Origin of the sequence: Flectobacillus sp. (assembly GCF_049240685.1) — a bacterium.
Lineage (GTDB): Bacteria > Bacteroidota > Bacteroidia > Cytophagales > Spirosomataceae > Flectobacillus.
In genome coordinates this window covers 5,847-28,033 of record NZ_JBMLSD010000118.1, presented here as the reverse complement: position 1 = coordinate 28,033, position 22,187 = coordinate 5,847, and the positions used below count along the sequence as shown (strand labels likewise).

Sequence of the window (22,187 nt, the reverse complement as noted above, 5' to 3'; positions counted from 1 at the left end):
CCTGCTAAACTTACGATACAAAGTTCTAAAAGGTTTCTTAATTTTTAACCCAAATAGACAGCTTTTGTTTGAGATTTTATATCACAAAAGCCTTTGGCATTTCTTTTTGAAGTCAAGCAAATACCTTAAAAACTTGTATATCAAAGGTATTTGCTCAAACTTTGGCTCCCTAAACATTTTTCTACTGGCGTAAAGACTTTTCTTATTTTAGTCAATCCAACCTTCTGGCTTGAAAGGTGTGCGATACAAACCCTCTAAACATGGCACTTTGTCTTGACAATTGACTGCACCTGGAGGGCAGGAATAAATAAACCCAGGTAAAACATTAACAAAAGGTTTTTCAGAATCGGGAACTCCCTTTTGCCTGTCTATATAAAAAACCTTTTTCTGAACGGAATATACATCAAAAAGACCAAGTATTTTCTCAGAGGCATCCGACTTTGATTTTATATTTAAACTAAAACGTGTTTCTGCTGGAACATCAAATAAGGTTCCAGTATTTTGAGTTTGATTGGCTAGACTTTGATAATAATCATAAGCGTCCTTTGTAATAGCACGTTGTTCGAGCCTGAGGTAATAGCTAGAATAGTTATCAAATGGCACTCTTGCCAATTTTTTACCTGTAACTTTTTGACCATTCAACAAAGCGTCCGATAAAAGATTCAAATCATTGCTAAATGTTAGATTCCAACAAGGAGAGCTACACAAGTAATTCCAAACTTCGTCAGTTGGAATTCGTGGAGGTTCGCATGTACTTGTGCTAAAATTGTATTTAGCTCCATTGTAACAAGACATACAAAAGGGGGCACGTTCGTAGTGTTTCCAGAACCACTGATAATAATCGCCCGATTCGGGATTATCCTGAAAATCTCCATAAACATTAAATCCAACTCGTCTCGAATCTGCCTTTCCATACGCATCATTAATTTCAAATTGAGTAATGATATTTTCTAGGTCGGGAGATTTACGCATTTTTTCGGGTAAAGACTCATATTCCTTTCCATTGGCAAGACGGATATGCAAGGTATATGTTTCGCCAACGATGCCTTTGAATGAGGCCGAAGAGGCATACACCCCCTTCGCACTCGACACCTCCGATTCGGTGTAGTTTTCTGTAAGTCCAGAAGCGCTGGTAATCCAAACTTTTGCGCCTGTAATAGGAGTAAATCCAGATGTACCATCAATTTTGTCGGCAGACCAATAAATTTTGACTTTTTGTCCTTCTGCTAAATTGTTTAAAGGAGCTTCTACCGTTAAAAATTTTAGATAAGCAACTTGTTCAAAATCGTCAACGGGATTAATGCAGGAAATAAAACTAGCAACAAGTAGAATATATAGCGAAAAATTAAAATATCTTTTCATTGTGTTACAGGATAGATTTACAAAAACTTAAAATTATAGGTCAACGAAATAAACGGGGCTCCAAAAACACTCAGTTCGTAAGGTTTTACCCCATAAGCCACAGGTTTAAAAAATACAGAATAAGCATTCTTACGTGCATATATATTATACACCGTAAAAGTCCAGCTACCTTCCCAGCGTTTTTCTTTTAAGGAAGGATTCGTAATAGTCCATGAAAAATCTAAACGATGGTAATCCGAAATACGTCCATTATTGCGAGAGACATACACAGGATAACGTTGATTATCGATTTGAAACAATCCAACTGGAGATGATACAGGTCTACCTGTCTGGTAAGCAAAGGTAAATGAAAAACTATGGTGCTTTGTCGGCGTAATATTGACCAACATATTAAAATTATGAGGTTTGTCATAATTTGAAGGAAACCATTCTCCGTTACTAATTTGCTGCACATTCGGAAAATCGCCCAACATCTGTTGTAGGCTTCGCGCATACGTGTAGCTCAACCAGCCATTTACCTCTCCCTTCTTCTTGGTAAGCATCAACTCCAATCCATAGGCTTTTCCCTGACCAGAAATCAGTTGGGTTTCGATGTTCTTATTAAGTTGCAAATTAGCACCCGAAATATAATCTAAGATATGATGAGCATGACGATAATAAGCCTCCGCAGACAATTCCCATATTTCATCTTTGAAAGAATGGAAACCACCAATTGTATAAAAATCACTAAACTGCGGCTTTACATATTCATCAGCTAGTTTCCATCTTGCCGTAGGTAAAGGAGTCGTATTATTAGAAATTAGCTGGAAAAATTGTTGCATTCTATTATACCCTAGTTTCAAAGTATTCTTTTCATTAATAGAATACTTCATCGTTAACCTAGGCTCAAGGCCACCGTAAGATTTCATAACTTCCCCAGCGCTATAGGTTCTTGTACTTAGCACAGTATTTAATGATTTAGGCTCTGTAGTCAAATAAGTATTGACAGTACCTGCACCCAAAGCAAGATAATGTGCATATCTTAGTCCAGCCTGAATCGTCAATTTTTCATTAAATTTATATTCATCATCCACAAAAACACCAAATTCCATTCCATGTTCGTTTGGTAATTCGACCGATGCAATTCTCGATTTTACTTCCCGATTTAAACTACCTGGTTCTATATCATAGCGAATAGCACTGATTCCAATGTTAATCTTTTGTTTTTCGGAAGGTAAATAATCAATTTGAGCTTTGAGATTATTATAAAAAACTTGATTTCTCAAGTCAATATTATTGACAGAATCTGGCGAGTAAGTTTTGGTTTTATAAAGACTCGTCACACCCACTACCTCCAAACTCACTTTGGGATTAAAGTAATGACTCCAATGAATAGAAGCGTTTTTATGTCCATAATCAAATTCTGTTTTCTTAGCAATTACATTTTCCAAACTAAATAAAGAATCCACTTGGTAGTAGTCTTTGCTCAGATAGCCAGACAAAGTAATCGTATTGTTTTTGTTTGGTCTATAAAATACCTTCGTGGCAAAATCATAAAAATTTGCCTTGGTATTTTTCATATTATCTGGTGCCAACCATTTGAAAAGAAAATCATTAAAAGATACCCTTCCAGCCACTAGCACCGACAGTTTTTCTTTAATGATTGGAATTTCGGCCATCGCTCTGTTTGATACCAAACCTATCCCTCCTGAAAGTTTAAATTTCTCAGTACTTGGCTCTGTAACTTTTATATCAAGCACAGAAGCACTCCGACCACCAAAACGAGCAGGAATCCCTCCTTTGTACAATTCTAATTCACGAATTGCATCAGAGGCAAATACCGAAAATAGTCCAAAAAGGTGAGTAGGATTAAAGATTGGCATATCATCGATATAAATGAGGTTTTGGTCAACATTTCCGCCACGTATATTTACACCATTAGAGCCTTCACCAACGGAGGATACGCCCGGTAGGGTTTGTATAGACCTTATAATATCAATTTCTCCCATCATAGCTGGGAGTTTCTTGATACCTTTTATATTTAGTAAAGTTACCCCTAAAGAGGGCGTTTGAATATCTTTCCGAAGTGCCTGGCTCGATACGATTACCTCCTCTAAGGTTTTACTGACTTCGTCTAATTCTATATTCAAAGAAACATTTTTTGATAGGTTAACTCGTGTGCGATAGGCCTTGTATCCTAGTGCGCTTACCTTTATCACATATTCACCATTAGGTAAATACAACAAAAAGGCCCCTGTAGAATCACTGATAAATCCCGACTTTTTGAAGTCCAAAAAAATACTGGCATTAGGAAGTGGTTCGCCTGTGCGCGAATCAATGACCTTTCCACGAATTTCTAAGAGATTATTTAATACTTTGTTTTGAGAAAAGCTGGGCTTTGAACTTCCTATTACTAAGAATAGCAATAGTATTTTCAGCAAAATTGCTGTTTTGCGTAGTTGTTGAATCATGTAGATAAGTATTTGAGGAAGACACTTAAGTCTAATTGTTGGTAAAAAACACCAATATAAGTAATTTTCGTCATTACCCCGTGGCATTCTATACCAACGGTAATGTATTAATGATAAAGCACAAAATTTTATCTACCTAAAGCAAAACTGCCTCTATGCATATTGCAAGAGGCAGTCAGAAAAACCAAAATCGGTAAAATTATAGTGAGATCAAAAGGCTCAATACTTCATTAACATGCTCGAAGTGATAAAAATTAGGATGTTCTACTTTGTGATCGACGGTTTCATGCGCCCAAGTGGTGTGATAAGGCACATGTACGCCTATTCCACCTAATTTTAGCACTGGCAAAACATCTGATTTCAGCGAATTCCCAATCATCATAAACTCCTCAGGTTGGATGTCCAAGTGATTCAGGAGTTTTTGATAATCAGCTTCTTGTTTATCAGACATAATTTCGATGTGATGAAAGTATTTTTCTAATCCTGATTTTTTAAGTTTTCTTTCTTGATCGAGCAAATCGCCTTTGGTGGCAACCACCAAGCGGTATTTTCCTTGAAGTTGTTGTAAAATGTTTTCTACACCATCAAGAAGCTCGATTGGTTTTTCGAGCATTTCTTTCCCCAAATCCAAAATCTTTTCGATGGCATCAATAGAAATCGTTTTACCAGAAATGTGCAAAGCGGCCTCAATCATACTCAAAATATAACCTTTAACACCATACCCATAAAGGGATAGATTAGCGATTTCAACTTTGAGTAATTCTCTTGAAATGGTATGTTGAGGATGATAATCCTCCATCATCTCACAAAATCTATTTTCTACCTCTTGAAAATAGGGTTCATTTACCCACAAGGTATCGTCTGCATCAAAAGCAATTACTTTTAGTTTGTTCATTTCTTAGAAAATAAAAATGGATGATTTTTCTAACAAAGATACAAGAGACACAAATGCTCCAAAGCCTAAAGGATTCATATTTTATTTTTTTATTAGAGAAAACCGTGGCTTTGAGGCTACCGTCATATCCAACATTATATCATAATTCCCTTTCTCTTTGATTTTGATATTATATCCATCAAAACACAGGGTTTTGTCATCATTATTCAGGGCCAAACTGTTGCTCCAATCATTATTTAATCGAAACCTTAGTTCTCCTGCATTTAAAGGATAGTTTTTGAGATAATAAATATGAGGCTTGCTTTTAGTAGTTTGCATCACGATGTCTTTCCCATCCCAACCACTCGAAGTGGCTGTTCCGATAATTCCCCACGGAAAAGTATCTGATATTTTTGGGGCATTTTTAACGCCTTTCAAATTAGTAATGGTAATAGATTCGATTTTGCCAGTCGGGTCAGCTGAAAAGTTGAAAGTAAAATTATCCACTAACTTAAAAAGTGTTTTTGTCACTGGAATGAGCGGAACTCTTGGTAAGATACTCCCATTAAACACCACCATTCCATCAATTACTCTCACGTAAAAAGTCCCTTCAGTGGATGAATAGATACCTTCAATTGGGTACAAATCGTTTTGAGTTACTGTACCAACTTTGAGTTTCGGGCGATACTTCCCGCATACAATACCTGAAATTTCTTCAGCAATCTTATCAACTGGAGTCATCTCTGAATTAGAAAGTATAATAATGGCAATTTCCTCCTCACGGTCTCTGATAAATCTACATCTATAACCAGGGCCAAGTCCCCCATGGCCAAACAACATTTTATCCGAATTTTGAATTCTATACACTTCCTGACCAAGTCCATAATGCTCTTCAAGATACGGATTGCACATATAGTTTACTAAATTGGTATCAATGATTTTGCCACTATAAAATGCTTCGCTAAATTTAAACAAATCTTCGACCGTCGAGTAAAGAGCACCTGCAGCATAAGGATGATCTGACTTAAACCGTAAGGCCTCATTCGAGTTTTTCCCAAACATAAATTCATATCCTAGTGCCTTCTCAGTAATTTTCAAATTGTTAAAATGAAAACCACTATGCCTCATTTGGCAAGGCTTCAGAATCATTTCTGCAATTACCTCCTCATACGGTTTTCCTGTAACCTTTTGAATTATATAACCCAACAGATAAAAATTCGTATTAGAATAACTCCATTTAGTTTCAACCGAAAAATCAAGCGGTTTGCTCAAAAGTTGTTTGATTAGTTCCTCCTCGCTATTTACTTCGTCTGTTTCGGGAATTCCTGATGTATGCGATAACATATTTCTAATTTTGATACTATCCCCTTGTGTATAGCTCGGAAAATATTTTGATAAATTATCCTCTATGGAGAGCTTACCCTGTTCTTGTAGTTTTAGAATAACGATAGTCGTAAACATTTTGGTGGTTGAGTATACTCTATAGCGGCTATGATTGGTGTTCTTTTCCTTTTTGACCGCATTACGATAGCCGTAGCTTTTTTCGAAAATGACTTTTCCTTTTTCCGCCACCAACACAGAACCACTAAACTGATTGATTTTTTCGTAAGAACTCAATAATTCGTGGAGAATGTCATTTTTCTGGGAAAAAACCTTACTTTGTGATATCACAAAAAGTAACGTAACTAATATATGTTTCATAGAATGATTCGTTAAAAACAGCGATAGTTGCATCAAGCCATGGGCAAAGCGTATTACCATGTTTTTGTTCAATGCCCATACCTGAAAGCTGATGGCTCAAAAATTTAATTTTATTTCGTACTAACCTGTCCGTTTTGTTAGTCCACTTGAAAGGTCAAATTATTATCTAGCGTTTTATCGGTGTTTAAGGCGTATTTGGGTGTATTTAGCCAACTATTTTTGTTCAAAACGAACTTAAAGGCATAAGTTTTTCCTTTTTCAAATAGAGACTTTGGCACTTCTATCTCAAAGGAATGGCTTCCTTTTGGATGCATCCGAAAATCCTTGTTATCAGGATTCCAATTATTGAATGAACCTGCCACCGAAATGCTTTTTATCAATTTTGGGTTTAGTTTTCGATTATATTCATAACTAAAAATCACTTTATCATGGGTTAGTCTGTAACCATAATTTATTTTTTCGGTCGGGGTAGTTTCTAAATCTTCTACTATTTTCAGAACTGTTTCATACAAATTACCAAAGGTATTTTCACCAGAAATATTAACGATGACGCATATCCCTATTTGAAGTTCGGGATAGACTGTAAAGAGGGTGTTTGTTCCGAAAGCCCCACCATGCTTAAAACAGTACTTCCCATTTTCTGATACGCCAATTTCGTCCCAAAAATATCCATTCCAAGATGATTCGCTGTTGAAAATATTGCGCTGAGATTCTTGCACTATTTTATTTTTCGGATCTAACTCAAATCTTAAAAATTTGCTTAAATCGTTCATCGTTGAATTTCTATATCCACCAGCAGCCCACAAATTGGTAAAACTGTTGGGCATCAACACTTTATTGACGTTATATCCGCTGGCAATACTACCATCTATTTTACTATTGCGCCTAGTGGTGTTCATTTTTGTTTCAGAAAAAAAGCCTTCGTTCAAAAGTGTTTCAAAGTTTTTGTTATACACTTTTTCTAAAATAAGCGCCGCCAATTCAAGGCTTGTATTGCTGTATTTATGCTTTTTCCCAGGGATAGTATCTAGTTTTATCGTTTTTAAGTCTTCCAGAAATTGCTTCTTACTATAACTTTCGTCTATTTTTTTTATGCGAAAACAAGTACTATCGTCCATATTCTTTTTGAGATAACTGAAATCTGGAATTTCTCTATCAAAGGCAGATTGAAAGGAGATTAAATCTTTTATTCTAACAGGAATACCATTATAGACCAAATTGGGATATGAACCATCAAGGTATTTTCTGATGTCTTCGTCAAGTTTGACTTTCTTTTCCAAAACAGCTTTCGCCATTAAATAGCCCGTCATTACCTTGGTAACTGACGCAACATCAAAACTGGTGGTATTATCGGCTTTATTACCTTTTCCTTTATCAATTTCTCCATAGTGTTTGGTATAAACCTTCCCGCCTTTCACCATGCCAATTGAAACAGAATAGGCTTTGGATTGATGAAGCAAAAAATCGGCATTTTTATCCAAAATCTGGTAAATATTACCGTTTAAACCAGTTTGTTGTTGCGCCAATAGGCTGATACTAAAAAAAGAACACAGAAAGAGGGCATAGAACGGCCTTAAGGACTGAAGCATCATAAATACTAATTTCATTGTTTGAGAAGTTTAAAATGTTTTAGGTTTGTTTCAAAATGGCTTTAATTAAAAAAAAGTATAAAGAGGTTTATTACATGAACTATTTAAAATTTAGGCAAAACGAACCCATAAGCTGAACTTGAGATTCAGCAGTCAAGAATTGACCCTACTGTAAAAAGAGTTATCTTAATTTGGACTTGGCTTCGGCCCAAGCCTCCTCGTAACTTGCTCCTATCGCAATTTCCTTAGCTTTTATTTCGATGGAGTTTTTAGCGATTTTTTCAATCTTATTCAGCGCTACCAGATACGATCGATGTATACGTAGGAAGAGACTTGTGGGCAACAATTCGGACATTTCGTTGAGAGTCATCCTTACGACTAATCTTCTTTCTGTCAAAATCACGTTTAGGTAATTTCCTTCGGCCTCGATATAGTGTATTTCGTCCAAAAACACTTTTTCTTCTTGATAGCCTGTTTTCAAAAATATCGATTCAGGAGTAGATTTTACAGATTTTTGAATCACCTCACTGGCTTTGTTACAAGCTTTCAAGAAGCGCGGAAAAGAAAAAGGCTTAAGTAAGTAGTCCAAAGCATCGACCTCGAAGCCCTGCACAGCGTACTCAGAATAGGCCGTGGTAAATACGACAAATGGTTTAGAGGTTAAACTAGAAAGCAACTCCAAGCCAGTAATATCGGGCATCCGAATATCCAAAAAAATCAAATCTACCTGATTGGTTCGTAGATAGTCTAGGGCTTCAAATGCATTGGTAAACATCGCTTTTAGTTCTAAAAACGGTACTTTTTCTGCGTGAATTTGAATCACCTCCAGTGCTTTGGGTTCGTCGTCGATGGCGATAGCTTGGATAGCTTGGTTCATTTTATTGCGTTTGAATAGGTAAATAATTGATTTGCAAAGAAACAAAATATTCATGCGAGTTTGACTGAATATCGAGCCTATGACGATTGGGATAAATCATTTGTAAACGTTTTTTCAAATTCTCTAAACCAATCCCAGAGGCCTTTTCTGAATCTTGCCCTTGTCGTACATGCATCGAATTATGGACTTTACAATACAAGTAGGTCTCATCAAAAGTAATTGTGATATAAATCCACGATGGATTTCGAAGACTTACACCGTGTTTAAAGGCATTTTCGACCAAAGGGTTTATCAGCATGGGAGCTATCCATATTTCTTTTTCTTGAGGCTGAATAATTACTTTTATGTCAATCGAAAAATTTTGATCGAGGCGAAGTTTTTGTAAGCTAATGTAATTTTCAAGATATTCTATTTCCTTTACTAGTGATATCTTATCTTGGTTGTTATCATGCAACATAAAACGCATCATATCTCCCAGCTTCTGAATCCCCATCGAAGTATCCTCGGCTTTTTCACGTAATGCCACAGCATACAAAGTATTCAAGGCATTGAACAAAAAATGCGGATTAACCTGCGCTTTTAAGGAAGCTAGCTCTGTGGATGTATGTACAATCTGATTGGTGAGGGTAGTCTTGGTATAATCAATATACGAACGAATTACCGCAGAGATATACCCAATTCCAGCAGATAGGCTCAATACCTCCTCCAAATCGAACTCCTCGTGTGGAATATGTCCACGAAGAACTCCATAGGTTACAAGGCAAAACACCAAATAAACAAAACTTCCGAAAAGGAATAATAAAATACCTTTGGCTGTTTTGATGGTATGCGGTATCAATACAAATGGGAAAAGTCCATAATAAACCAATCCGTGGTACAAAACCCCACCAAAAGTAATGGCTGCCCAATAGGCAGGCTGTGGCGGATGAATAACCACATTACCAATCGAACCTACTGAAACCCAAAATATTCCTGTGAGTACCCAAATTAAAGCTACACAAACGTATGCGCCCACATTAGTTTGGTCGGTTTTCTCAATGGCTTTCTTTTCCAAATGATATACCAAAAACATCCCAAGCTCGTAAGCAAGCAGTACAAAACAGGCATTTAAAAAACTATTGAAAACAAACCATTTTCGATAAATAGAACTAGTGGCAAAACCTGATACTTGGTTGAGTTCCTCTTTTTCTATCCGCCAGTTGAGTTTAAAAAAATGATAGGTCCATACACTCAGAAAAGTTAACAATACTACGCCAGCTAACATTAGTACGACTGTGGTATTATACTCCTTTTTTACAATTTTTGGAACCGTAAAAAAATGTAAAAGTGTCCAAGCAGCAAAAAAGAAAATTGCCGCTGCAATAGTTGGTAAGTTGATGTACTTGATGGTATCATACTCACGGACGGCGTCCCAAAATGAGGTATAATCAATCGGTACGTACTCATAATTTTGTACTTTCCCAATTTCGTTATCGAAATATTTTATAACCCTCGAAAGGTGTACAACATTGTATAGTACCGTAAATAGCAGTGCCAACGACCACTCTGTAATGCGTAATTTTTTTTGAATAGGATTCATGGTTTAGCCGTTTTTTCTTCAAACTTAGGCAATCCTTTCATACTGATGGAATGAATGGGACGAAACTTTCTAAAAATGGGGCAAATTACCCTGTTTAGTGGTTTGCTAAAAGATTTAGCTGATTGTATAGACAGGTTTATCCCAAAAAAAACGCTCATTCATGACTTGTAAAGTATGGCATACAGCTCCATCGAGTTACAGAGTTTTGCATACCTTTCTCAAGTATTCAAGCTGAAAAAAATTAGTCTGCTTCAGTGGTAGTTTAAGCAAAAAAAATACCCGAATTTCCTTTACCATTCAAACACGCGCAAGAGTTATTTTCGGAGGATAGACGCCTCCGCTGCGTAATCAAGCTTATCTTATATTTTTTGTATTCGAAAAAAGCATGAAAAAATGTAGACAGCGGAAATTAATCAATAAACGCATTTTTTATTCCATGAAAAAAAGAAAAATAAAGCTCGCGAAGCTGACTAAATTTGGTGTACAAATTTTTTAGCCAGTTTCACGAGCTTCACGTTTAGATTCCAACTTTATTTATCAATCTTTAAACACTTGAAGAACAATAACTTAAACCAATTTGAAAGTTTTTTTCAGGACTATTTAATGCTAGAAAATACTGATTTTTTTATTTAAGTTGGTTCAAAGAATAACATACCAAATTATTTATAATTCTTTTGTTCTTACTGGCATTGATTATTTGTCCTAAACGCATTTCGTAGACATATCCTGCTTTCATCTCATCCAATACCAGATGTACTTTCGTTTTGTCCTCAGAGAGCGAAATGCTCTTTACCCCTATTTCTTTTACCTCAAATTGTTTGGAACCGTATGCTTGGTGATATTCGTAATAATAGCGTTTAAATTTAAAATTGGCTAAATTTTGTGCGCTTTCAGCATCGAGTGGCATCGAGAACGTTAGGTCAAAACCCTCCTTGGTAAGATTCATAGCCATTAGGTCTAGGTGTTTTTCGCCTTTCCATGTAATCCTTTGAATCCCCCTTGCTCCTACCCATCCATGATCATTTTGACCAACCCAGAGGGCACCATCAGGAGCAAATGCTAAACGATTGTTTCCAATGCGCATCTTCGAACCAATATTTAGTGGAATGCACGCTCCTTGCATTTTGCCGTTGACTTCTTCAAGCAAAAGGCGAATCATATATTTATGGTCCATGTCTCCAATCAACATTTGCCCTCCAAATTGACCAAACTTTCCATTGGTATTGTCCAAAACTGGTTGAGTCGGTGAATTGGCAAAATAACCATGCGGAAATTGTACTATTTCTTTAGTCCGCATGCTATCCAATTGTGCAACAGGCAACGAAATAGGCACAACCCTTGGGAAATCTTTTTTCCAAATCAATCCAGCAGGATGACCATAAAATTTACCTTCTTCTACATGATACAATTTGCTAGTACCGAGCCAGTCACCTTGATTATCCGAAACCAAAAGCCTTCCTTGCGCATCGAACCCAAGTCCATTGGGCGATCGAAAACCTACAGCGTAAGGATGTAATTTACCCTGCTTATCCAATCGCATAATCCAACCACGATAATCCACACAGGCGTACATACGACCAGGTCTTGACAAAGAATCATAGGTTCCACGAATTTCGGGGCGAATACCGGCTCCGTTGGAGGCTAAATTGAGCGCTATATACAAATTTCCCGCTTTGTCCTTTACGGGGCCAAAGGCAAATTCATGATAATTACCAGACAAGCCAAAATCATCAGTGACTTTCTGATACACATCTGCCTCGCCGTCCCCATCCGTATCTTTAATTCTTGTGAGTTCAGGCCTTTGCATGACTAATATTTCGTTATTGCTAAGCACCATCAATCCCAAAGGGTCGTGTAAGCCCTCTGCGAAGCGTTTCCAAGTACGGTTTTTGGGGTTATAAATCATAATCTCGCCACGATGAAAACCTGCCACAAAACGCCCGTCTGGCAAAAAACCAATAGAGCCAGTTTCGGCAACCAATCCATCTGGCAAAGGGATATCCTCAACATCGTAATACATCGCCGCAGAATCATTTGGCATGGTAGTACTCTGTGCTTTCACAGCATACCCGATGAAACTAATCAACATGCCTACCCCAACTGATTTCCATAGTCTAGGCGCGAAATATTTCCTTTTCATGAAATAAAACTTTATTTTCTTTTGATAATAACACTAAAGGATTTGGTCATTTTAGGAATAATAATACTTCCTTTCGTCTGTGTAACTCCTTTTAATTGATAAACAATAGCATCGTTTTGAGGTAAAGAAAAAAACAAGCTGGTATTACGCTCTCCCAAAACAAAGGTTCTCGTACAACTTTGATTGTGCTCATTCCAAGTTAATGTTTCAAATACTTGTATTCCATTGAGTGTATACTCAAAGGTTGGCAAGCGTTTTTTGAGTCTGTAGCCCTTAAACTCTACCTTCGGTTGCGTTCTTTTTACACCAATTGTAAAAGGAAATTGTTGTTCTTTCCAATAAATTTCACCTTCAATTTTGGTAAGTTTACTGCCATTACCTTTCCATTGTTCTGAGTTATCGACAAAACCTCCCGTCCAAAGATACCTCAAATAGCATTTGCCAGCGTCCCAGCAATACGATTCGGTGGCAGTTAACCCTACTGCAATTGCCGCTGGACTCGCATCGGGCATGAAGGTACGATAGAGCATCGGAAATTCGATAGGAAAAGGGTGAGGCGAACTCGGCATTCCATGACCATGATGCGCATGCTCGTTGGAAGTACCTGCACGTTGTGATTCGGGAATATTGGTATCCTTTTCGAAAGGAGGAATATAGGACTGTCCCACATAAATGACACCATACATCACATAGCCATGCCCCGGATAAGTACATACATAAGGATATTGACCAGCTTTTTCAAGGGTAAAAGTAATGGTCTCCATATTTCCGGGTTCTACGATTTTTGTATTAGCAAGTACCAGTGGCGAAGTTGGAACATAATTCATTTTTGCACCTCGTTCTGCTAACTTAGCGGCTTCCTCTACTACTTTAAGTCGAGCGTTAGGTTTGGTAAGCACAAAATTATGCGCCATATCATCATGATTATCCAAAATAAGCGTTACCCGGGTATTTGGCTTTAGTATCAGCCTCGGGGTATCAAATTGTAATCCTCCAAGTACCTTCATGGTAATGGTGGTATCTGACAACAATTGCGCCTTTGACCATTGGGGAAGACTGCCCAAGAGTATCATTCCTAGAAATATGTAATTTACTCGACAAGTTAATATTTTCAGTATAAGATTCATTGAATACTATGATTTGAGAAAACGGGTAAAATCATTTACATTATTGGGCATGTAATGAAGAAAACAACACAGCCCAAACCAATAAAGACAGCCATCTCTAAAATTTACCTACACTTGATTATTAGAATTTCTATATAAAATCCCCAAAACTTACTGATTGAGCGCATACATGGCAAACGAACCAAGCCAGTGATCGCCCCCATAATTCCCATTGGCAATGTTTGGAAGTGTTTTTTGTAAAAACATAACAGCAGTTTCTTGAAATTGTTTTTTGCGAGAATCCGTCGCAGGTAATTGTTTGGCAATACCTTGTAAACACCAAGCTTTACTCAATGACAAACCATCTAAATGGACAATTGAGTAATCAGCTCTATCACTCACCACAGGTAGTTTTAACACATTTTTTAATCCCTCAGAGGTATAAAATTGATTGAACCATGGCAAAAAGTCTTTTTTGGACAAAACTCTACGCATTAAATCAGCGATTTCTAAGCTAGGCGATAGAAAGTCGGTACCATCGGGTTCAAGGGTGGCGGCAACAGCCTTATTTTTTAGATAATAGTCTTTACTTCTTTGAACCAGTAAATTTTCGAAGTCTGTATTTTTGGTAGTTCTTGCCCAATCCAAGGCGAAAACCATCCCAAAGGCCGTATTAGGATGCACCCCTGTCCGATTTGGATAAGTTTGTTTAGGAAGGTATTCTTTCCAACGCTGTACAATGATTTGTGTGAGAGGCTGAAGGCTTTTATGCCATTTTCGTGCTAAAGGGCTATCCCAAGTTTGCAGTTCTTCATCCAGTTTGAGTAGCCAGGCCCAACCATAGGTTCTTTCAAAGCCCTTTGCTAGTTTGTATTTCGTAAAATAATCTGCCTCAATTTGTAGATTTTCAGGAAGAAAGCTACGCTCTAATACTTGAATGATTTGAGCCGTTTCGGGCAAATCTGGGTAGGTTTTTAAAATTTTGACGAGCATCCAATGACCATGTACAGAAGAATGCCAATCCAAACAGCCATAAAATGCGGGATGAAGCTGCTTGGGACTCAGGCTAACCTCAGAGGGCGTCTCGATGGTGTGATTGGGTTTATTAGGAAATTCTGTTTCTATACAGTTTAGAGGTAATTTCGCCAAAAACGAAACGCCAGCTTGAGTGAGTTCTATCTTTTCACCAAGCTTTGATACCTTGATGTAAGGATTTTGCTGGGCAAGACTCGGTACACAGCCCAATAGCAACAGCCCAATTAATTTTTTTTTCATATTCATTATAAAAAGCTTTAGCAATGATTAGAAGTGTTTTTTACAAAAATGTAAAAGAATAATATGGCATTTATCTTGCCTTGGGTTGAAATTTTACAAAAGACCAATCTGTAAATGAGCAATTAAAGATTAAAAAGTAGGAAATCTTTATTAGTTAACAGTATATTGGTTATCTGAAGACAATCATAATCAAAAGGTGTTAGTCAAATTTTGCTACAGACATACTTTTATTTAATCTTTCCTTTTACTTAAATACCAGTTACTTCAGCATTAGAAATCATTGAGGTATTGCTTTCCTGATAGACTCCCGCCTGCGACAGTAGGTAAAAGTATCTTGCATGAAGTAGGAATTTAGCATTAGATTTAGTTTATGTGTTTTAGGCAACAGGCTGATAGAGTATTTTTTTTACCGATAGATATGTTCTTGCCGAAAGCCCAAAGCTCAAAAATTAAATGTTTTTTGAGCACGAACTGAAATAGTCTAAAATTTTCTTATTGGTGCTACCAACTACCTAAAGTAAAAGCACCTCAAACTAAGATAAATTTTGTGGTCAACAACATAAAATAAAAAGGTCAAGACATTACAATGTCTTGACCCCTAAACAAAATATTGCTCTATGCTCTACTGATTAGAGATAACCAACTTTATATTTTTTTGAAACTCTGAAGGAGTTAATCCTGTATGTTTTTTAAATACAGTGAAAAAAGTACTTTTGGCATTAAAACCGCAATCTTTAGAGATACCTTCAATACTGTAATTTTGAAATTCATCGTCACTAAGTCTCCTTTTTACTTCCTCTATTCTCAGAGAATTGATATAGTCACTAAAATTCATTCCGAAATGAACCCTCATCATAGTCGAAATTTGATGTGCAGGCAAAGAAGTTTCGTAGGCAGCATCATTCAAGGAATATTTTGCTTTGAGGTAAGGTTTGTGCAAATTGATGTAGGTTTCAAAATGTTCGACAACCCCCGCCTCAATCTCGATAGGCTCCAGTGCGTTCATTTCATTTTCATCTTCAATAAAATTTAAGACTTCTTCATAAACAGACCACATTTTTCCTAATTCGCTACGATTTACCCACATGAATCCACACATTGTATAAAACATAATGCTATGGATAATGATAACTTGGGTAAATATTCCTTTAAAAGCAGAAATGCCTAAATTATTCAATAAAACACCAAAATACGCAACCTTCAATATGAATAACACCGTTATCATAACGGCCACAAAAATACTCCATTTGAAATACCCCAGCGGTGTATTGGGATTTTGCTTAAATCGTTGAGCAATAATCCGCCAAATGACCACTCCGTAGCACATGAAAAGTATCCCAAAGAGTAAATCTCTGAGGCTATTATTCATAAATCCCTCGTTCCCCGCAAACAAATTAGCGGGATTTTCCTTAATTAACTCCAAGACTTTGACTTTTTCAATAAAAGGAAGAATGTAATAAGGAATTAAATCACAAAAAATCAAAACCACTGGTATGCCATGTATCAAATCACGTTTGTTCAGGCGAAGGCTAGGGTCATTTAATTGCTTGACATAAAGGTAGGTTAAGGCTGGTAGAATAAAATATATTGGCATAGCCAATCTAAATATAGAGGCTTGAATTTCGGTTGGTATTGGACCATACAGAATCGTATTGGCAAATCCATTGATTGACCAAATAAAGAAAATAGATGCTAATATATTTTTACCTTGGTGTGTAAAGTGAGTAATTACCCAGTATCCTAATAGACACCCGATAATACTCGAAACTAGACCTAATCCAAAAACTGTTGTTTCGAATAGATGAATCATAAAATGTTTAAGGTTTAAAAGTAAGGTTCGGAAAGCCTTAAGGCCAAAGATGCGTCACTAATCGGTTAATTTCATAATCAGAATATTTTCTTTCTGAAATATATTACAAATGTTGAAAAAAATTGTGGATGTTCAAAATAAAAATAGCAGATGATGAATTTACTGTCCAAAGGTCTATAAAACAAAAAAGTTTGAAGGTAACATGACCTTCAAACTTTAAACTTTACATCCTTACTTTATATTTATCTTTAAACTATCCTCATTGAGTAGAGGATGAGTATTTATTACTAGAATAACCCAAAAACACTTTTCGATGATAACGCATAATATCTGCATTTTGTTTTTTGGGACAAAAAGATAAAATATATTTATCCTTTCTATAGAGCAAATTTACATTTTGAAAGTGTTCAACAATCAAAAAAATGGTTCAAAAAGGTTCAGAATATTAAATTCTGAACCTTTTTGAACCATTTTTCGGCATATACTACTACTTTTTCTTTGCTTACACCCATTTGATACTACCAAAAGGCAGTGTAGAGCGCAACAAGTATCCCAGTAATAAGAATAGATGATACGATAAATGATTGACTTACTTTGAACATTGAGGAGTCAATCTCTAATCCTTGTGGGTTGTTTTTGCTGTTAGGGTCAGTTAATGTAACAATCACCATCAGTAACACTAAGAGTAGAAATACCCATAAAGTTCTATCCAAAAATGGCATTGGGTCTACCGAAACTCCCATTAAAGCTTCCACGATTGCTGGATATGATTTGAAAGCGACAGATAGTGGCAAAGCCAAGAACGCCGCAATAATAGCAGCCTTGGATGTAGTTCTTTTCCAGAATAACCCTAAGAAAAACAAGGCAAAAGCTCCAGGAGTGATGTAGTTTGAATACTCTTGGATAAATTGATAGGCCTGTTCTAGTTTACGTAATTGTGGTGTAATACATAAGGCAATCAAGAAAGAAACTATTACTGCCATTCTTCCAACTTTTACAGTTCGGTCTTCAGAAGCATCTTTGTTATAGAATTTTTTATAAATATCTAGGCTGAAAATAGTGGCAATACTGTTACATTTTCCAGCCAAAGAGGCAACAATCGCCGCGGTTAAAGCCGCAAAAGCTAAGCCTTTCATGCCCTCAGGTAACAAATTCATCAGCGTTGGATAAGCATGGTCTGGCTTTACTTGTCCGCTAACATCCATCATTTCTTGTTGGAATTCACCATTTTGGAATAACACATAAGCTGCTATTCCCGGAATTACTACAATCAGAGGCATCAATAGTTTCATAAATGCAGCAAAAATGATTCCTCCACGGGCTGTATTAAGGTCTGCACCCAGAGTACGCTGAATAATGTATTGATTACATCCCCAATAGTTAAAATTATTAATCCACATACCCCCAATAAGAATAGAAAGTCCAGGCAACTCGTAGTAATGTGGGTCTCCTTTCGAAAAAATCATGTGGAAGTGACTATCTGCTTGTTTGTGAAGTATCCCCAGAGCATCAACGACGCCATTGCCATTAAACTTCTCTGAGACAAGGTTTAGTGCCAAATAGGTAGTAGCCAAACCTCCCAACACTAGCACAACTACCTGAATTACATCTGTGTAGCCAATCACTTTCATACCTCCAAGCGTAATAAAAACCGCAAATACGGCTAGCCCGAACATACAATAATAAAAAGGAATTCCAGAGATAGTTTCGACAGCCAATGCTCCCAAATACAGTATAGATGTTAAGTTAACAAACACGTACAATAAAAGCCAAAAAACTGCCATAATCGTGGCTACGGTGTCATTATACCTCGTAGAAAGAAATTGAGGCATGGTATAAATCTTATTTTTCAGATAAACTGGAATAAAAAATATGGCCACCAGAATTAAGGTTGCAGCCGACATCCATTCATAAGATGAGATAGCCAATCCAATGGCAAATCCCGAACCAGACATACCAATAAAATGTTCTGCAGAGATGTTGGAAGCAATCAAGGAAGCACCTATGGCCCACCACGTTAAAGAACCTTCCGCAAGAAAAAAATCTTTGGTTTTGGAAGAAGTCCCTTGCTTCTTTTTGAAAACCCAAATACCGTAGCTAATTACTACAATAAAATACACAAAAAATACTAAATAGTCTGCTGTTTGCAGTTGTTTCATGGTTGTTATAGTTAATTGGGGATTAAAGATAGAATTATTTCTATGTAAAATATAAAATTTCACACCGTTCTCCAATTAAAGACAACAAGTAGCCTCATATAATCAAAAATGTGTCGCTCTTTTGATAAATTCTATCTTAAAGCGACACATTAAATTCATAATAAGCTAATATAAAACTATTTAAGCATATTATGCTCAACTATTTTTGTAGATAAACTTTTCCATCTTTCATCACAAACTTAATTTTCTTTTCTAACACAGTAATATCTTGTTCAGGATTTCCATCTACTGCGACGATATCGGCCCATTTACCTTGGGCTATCGAACCAAGTTTATTCCTTACCCCTATCAAGTCTGCGGCATTGATGGTAGCCGCTTGAATCGCCTGCGCTGGGGTTAATCCATATTTTACCATATAGAAAAACTGTTTCCCGTTATTTCCGTGCGGATACACACCTGCATCGGTTCCATAGGCAATCTTTACTCCTGCTTTGGCTGCCTTCTGAAAGCTTTCTCTTTGAGTTTTACCGACAGTTCTTTCTTTTTCTATAAGTTTTTCTGGATATCCTAATTTGGCAAATTCAGCAAGAATATAGTCATCATTATAAATATCGGCTACTAAATAAGTACCTTTTTGTTTCATTAATTCTATAGCCTCTTCGTCCAAAAAGCTCCCATGCTCAATTGAGGCAACTCCCGCTTTAATGGCCATTTTAATTCCGACAGTTCCATGGGCATGGGCTGCTACTTTTTTGTCCCACATAGCCGCCTCAGCCACTAAGGCGTTCATTTCTTCCTGTGAATATTGAGGCGCACCCACCGATTCCTCTTCGGATAACACACCAGCTGTTGCCGTAAACTTAATGAGATCTGCTCCGTACTTAATGTTATATCGGACCTGCTTACGTATCTCATCAATACCATCGGCCACGCCAGAAATTGCTTTAAAGGATAGATAGGGCGAAAAACCACTGATATCGGCATGCCCTCCTGTTGAACCAATAATAGGCCCCGAAACAAATAATCTAGGTCCTGCGATATGCCCAGCATTGATAGAACGTTTTAAGGCTACATCTATCAATTCTGGTGCACCCACATCGCGACAGGTAGTAAAACCAGCTTCTAGGGTCTTTTTGGCAAAAATGTGAGCCTCAACTGCATAATCAATCGGAGATTTCCGAAACAAATCCTCCATATAGTTATCAGGCTGAGAGGTAATATGAGTATGACAATCTATGAATCCCGGTAATACTGTGGCTTTGGATAAGTCAATCATCTTAGCTTCAGCAGGATATTTAGAATTTGTCCCTACCGATTGAATGGTATTACCTTTGATAATAATAGTTTGATTTTCGAGAAAAATGCCTTTCTCACTATCAAACATTCGGCCTGCTTTTATGACAATTAAGGAGTCAGAAGATTGAGCATAAGCTGCAGAATTAAACAAAAGACCAAGTACGAACGTCCAGATTTTTTTCATAAAAATGTATTGATGAAAATATGATTTTGTATTAATTGGCTTTAGGCCGTAAGCTATAGGCGGTAGGCAAACACAATTCCTTGCCTTGTGACTGTTGCCTGAAAACTTGATTTTTGAGATTTCGGCTTTCGGCTTTGGGCATTCGGTAAAAAATATCTATCCTAACTGAAAAACATTTTCACACTCTTTGCCTATTGCCTATTGCCTACTGCCTATCGCCTACTGCCTAAAAAAAAAACTCCAATCCCGCAAAAGCAGCATTGGAGTGGGCAACTGAGATTGTTTTTCTACCAAAATTTTAAACCTGACAAACGGCTCACTTCTAGTTTTGCCTGTGTCATCATGTATTGATACTGTAATTGTGTCAATTGAGCTTCACGCAAAGCAGTTTGAGCAGCTTCTATTTCGACGTTAGTAATTACACCGTTTTTGTAACGACTTTCTGCTAATTTCAACGCATACTGTGCTTGGAAGACATTTTTCTCTGAAAGATCTAATTTGTTTTTTGCAATATTATAATCGTTCTGAGCTGCGTCCAAATCACGTTTCAAAGCTTGATTTGTAGCTTCAACAGAATACTTTAACATTTCCTTATTCAATTTGGCCATTTCAGTAGAGTAAGCTCCACGTCCACCAGCATAAATTGGAATAGTCATTCTTAGACCTAAAACAGTATTGAATTTGAAGTCCTTATCCACTGGCGGAACTTCGCCGTTGATACGAGGTAAATAACCGTTTTTGATACCTACTTGACCCACTGCAGAAACTGTTGGAGACATACTTAATTGCGCAATTTTGACATCTCTATCCGCAATCAAATCTTTATCCTTTAGGTTTTGTAAATCTACATTATTGGTTTGTGCCTGTTCAAAAGCAGCGGCAACGGTAAAATCTGCCCAAGAAGCCGAAAAATCTGCATCTGCTGGTACCATCATCCTTGCATCGGTACCAATCAGAGAGCTCAAATAAATCAACTGACGATCTAACTGACCTTGTAAATCAGTCAATCTAGTTTCAGCATTTTTATATCGTACCTGAATAGACACTCGATCATAATCCAACGCATCACCTTGTTTTAGTCGGTCTGCAATGAGTTTCTCATTATCCGAAACCAATTTTAATTGCTCCTTTTGTACTTCAATGGCTTTTTGTAGATAGACAATTCCGTAGTACAAATTAGCCACTTGATAAGCGTAGTTTTGTTTCAAACCTTCCACGTTATTTTTGGAGAGATTGGTTTCTAACTTAGCTTTTTCGATAGCCAAGGCTTGCTTACCCCAGTCGGCAATTGTATAATTTGCCCCAACATTGGCATTGTAGTTCATATTCGGCTGAAAACTTAGCTCGGTGGAGGTAGACCCAAAGGCAAAACTAGCCTTGGCAACAGGGTCAACACGGGTCACACTAAGTTCAGATTGTACTTGAGGTTTGAGTGCCGCCTCCTGAATCTTGGTTTTATAGTCACCCATCGAAACCATCTGTTGTTGTTCTTTGATTCTTGGAGAATAATCAATCGCAGCCTTCACCAACCGACTCAACGCATCTGTGTTTTTATCTTGTGCAAAGCTTACTTGAGCACAAAGAACAAGTCCGAAAACTGTTAACTTTTTCATTATCTTTTTTATAATTATGTCTATTAAAATAGAGGTTGAGGATTTGGGCAAAAAGCCACCTGATTTTATTTTAAACCGTTGCCTCTTACCCTTTACCTTATTCCTGTTAAGTATTAATGCTGAATTATGAGTGGTGAATTGTGAATGTAAAATTTTAATTATCAACACTTTG

At 36.9% G+C, this 22,187-nt stretch carries 14 protein-coding genes; all 14 read right to left on the bottom strand.

Features of this window, described 5'->3' with window-relative positions:
- Nucleotides 1-207: 207 nt before the first annotated feature.
- Complete coding sequence (locus ACOVQ4_RS05385) at nucleotides 208-1,362, bottom strand: DUF4249 domain-containing protein (protein ID WP_421819631.1); 1,155 nt, start codon at nucleotides 1,360-1,362, stop codon at nucleotides 208-210.
- Between the two features lie 17 nt (nucleotides 1,363-1,379).
- Nucleotides 1,380-3,812 (bottom strand): TonB-dependent receptor, encoded by a 2,433-nt coding sequence (locus ACOVQ4_RS05380; protein ID WP_421819630.1) that lies wholly within the window; start codon nucleotides 3,810-3,812, stop codon nucleotides 1,380-1,382.
- A 199-nt stretch (nucleotides 3,813-4,011) separates the two neighbouring features.
- Nucleotides 4,012-4,707 (bottom strand): HAD family hydrolase, encoded by a 696-nt coding sequence (locus ACOVQ4_RS05375; RefSeq protein WP_421819629.1) that lies wholly within the window; start codon nucleotides 4,705-4,707, stop codon nucleotides 4,012-4,014.
- A gap of 81 nt (nucleotides 4,708-4,788) precedes the next feature.
- The gene (locus tag ACOVQ4_RS05370; protein ID WP_421819628.1) at nucleotides 4,789-6,387 is read right to left on the bottom strand and encodes a serine hydrolase; all 1,599 of its coding nucleotides are present in this window, start codon (nucleotides 6,385-6,387) and stop codon (nucleotides 4,789-4,791) included.
- Nucleotides 6,388-6,524: 137 nt separating this feature from the next.
- Entirely contained in the window at nucleotides 6,525-7,994 is a 1,470-nt protein-coding gene (locus tag ACOVQ4_RS05365) for a serine hydrolase (RefSeq protein ID WP_421819627.1), read from the bottom strand.
- 163 nt (nucleotides 7,995-8,157) lie between these two features.
- Complete coding sequence (locus tag ACOVQ4_RS05360; protein ID WP_421819626.1) at nucleotides 8,158-8,853, bottom strand: LytR/AlgR family response regulator transcription factor; 696 nt, start codon at nucleotides 8,851-8,853, stop codon at nucleotides 8,158-8,160.
- Between the two features lies 1 nt (nucleotide 8,854).
- On the bottom strand, nucleotides 8,855-10,432 hold the full coding sequence (locus tag ACOVQ4_RS05355) for a sensor histidine kinase (RefSeq protein ID WP_421819625.1): 1,578 nt from the start codon (nucleotides 10,430-10,432) through the stop codon (nucleotides 8,855-8,857).
- 625 nt (nucleotides 10,433-11,057) lie between these two features.
- Nucleotides 11,058-12,572 carry a DUF7133 domain-containing protein gene (locus ACOVQ4_RS05350; protein ID WP_421819624.1) on the bottom strand — a complete coding sequence of 505 codons (1,515 nt, stop codon included), beginning with the start codon at nucleotides 12,570-12,572 and terminating at the stop codon, nucleotides 11,058-11,060.
- Between the two features lie 11 nt (nucleotides 12,573-12,583).
- On the bottom strand, nucleotides 12,584-13,645 hold the full coding sequence (locus ACOVQ4_RS05345; protein ID WP_421819623.1) for a plastocyanin/azurin family copper-binding protein: 1,062 nt from the start codon (nucleotides 13,643-13,645) through the stop codon (nucleotides 12,584-12,586).
- Between the two features lie 204 nt (nucleotides 13,646-13,849).
- Nucleotides 13,850-14,953, bottom strand: coding sequence for a DUF2891 domain-containing protein (locus ACOVQ4_RS05340; RefSeq protein ID WP_421819622.1), 1,104 nt, complete (start codon nucleotides 14,951-14,953; stop codon nucleotides 13,850-13,852).
- A gap of 622 nt (nucleotides 14,954-15,575) precedes the next feature.
- Nucleotides 15,576-16,763, bottom strand: coding sequence for a helix-turn-helix domain-containing protein (locus ACOVQ4_RS05335; RefSeq protein WP_421819621.1), 1,188 nt, complete (start codon nucleotides 16,761-16,763; stop codon nucleotides 15,576-15,578).
- Between the two features lie 518 nt (nucleotides 16,764-17,281).
- Nucleotides 17,282-18,922 carry a sodium/sugar symporter gene (locus ACOVQ4_RS05330; protein WP_421819620.1) on the bottom strand — a complete coding sequence of 547 codons (1,641 nt, stop codon included), beginning with the start codon at nucleotides 18,920-18,922 and terminating at the stop codon, nucleotides 17,282-17,284.
- Between the two features lie 199 nt (nucleotides 18,923-19,121).
- A complete protein-coding gene (locus ACOVQ4_RS05325; RefSeq protein ID WP_421819619.1) occupies nucleotides 19,122-20,402 on the bottom strand; it encodes an amidohydrolase family protein in 1,281 nt (426 codons plus the stop codon).
- A gap of 287 nt (nucleotides 20,403-20,689) precedes the next feature.
- Nucleotides 20,690-22,015: a TolC family protein gene (locus ACOVQ4_RS05320; RefSeq protein ID WP_421819618.1), complete on the bottom strand. Its 1,326-nt coding sequence runs from the start codon at nucleotides 22,013-22,015 to the stop codon at nucleotides 20,690-20,692.
- Between the last annotated feature and the right edge of the window lie 172 nt (nucleotides 22,016-22,187).

Coding starts and splice junctions, on each gene's coding strand:
- ACOVQ4_RS05385 (WP_421819631.1), bottom strand. CDS start 1,362: ATGAAAAGATATTTTAATTTTTCGCTATATATTCTACTTGTTGCTAGT.
- ACOVQ4_RS05380 (WP_421819630.1), bottom strand. CDS start 3,812: ATGATTCAACAACTACGCAAAACAGCAATTTTGCTGAAAATACTATTG.
- ACOVQ4_RS05375 (WP_421819629.1), bottom strand. CDS start 4,707: ATGAACAAACTAAAAGTAATTGCTTTTGATGCAGACGATACCTTGTGG.
- ACOVQ4_RS05370 (WP_421819628.1), bottom strand. CDS start 6,387: ATGAAACATATATTAGTTACGTTACTTTTTGTGATATCACAAAGTAAG.
- ACOVQ4_RS05365 (WP_421819627.1), bottom strand. CDS start 7,994: ATGAAATTAGTATTTATGATGCTTCAGTCCTTAAGGCCGTTCTATGCC.
- ACOVQ4_RS05360 (WP_421819626.1), bottom strand. CDS start 8,853: ATGAACCAAGCTATCCAAGCTATCGCCATCGACGACGAACCCAAAGCA.
- ACOVQ4_RS05355 (WP_421819625.1), bottom strand. CDS start 10,432: ATGAATCCTATTCAAAAAAAATTACGCATTACAGAGTGGTCGTTGGCA.
- ACOVQ4_RS05350 (WP_421819624.1), bottom strand. CDS start 12,572: ATGAAAAGGAAATATTTCGCGCCTAGACTATGGAAATCAGTTGGGGTA.
- ACOVQ4_RS05345 (WP_421819623.1), bottom strand. CDS start 13,645: ATGATACTCTTGGGCAGTCTTCCCCAATGGTCAAAGGCGCAATTGTTG.
- ACOVQ4_RS05340 (WP_421819622.1), bottom strand. CDS start 14,953: ATGAAAAAAAAATTAATTGGGCTGTTGCTATTGGGCTGTGTACCGAGT.
- ACOVQ4_RS05335 (WP_421819621.1), bottom strand. CDS start 16,763: ATGATTCATCTATTCGAAACAACAGTTTTTGGATTAGGTCTAGTTTCG.
- ACOVQ4_RS05330 (WP_421819620.1), bottom strand. CDS start 18,922: ATGAAACAACTGCAAACAGCAGACTATTTAGTATTTTTTGTGTATTTT.
- ACOVQ4_RS05325 (WP_421819619.1), bottom strand. CDS start 20,402: ATGAAAAAAATCTGGACGTTCGTACTTGGTCTTTTGTTTAATTCTGCA.
- ACOVQ4_RS05320 (WP_421819618.1), bottom strand. CDS start 22,015: ATGAAAAAGTTAACAGTTTTCGGACTTGTTCTTTGTGCTCAAGTAAGC.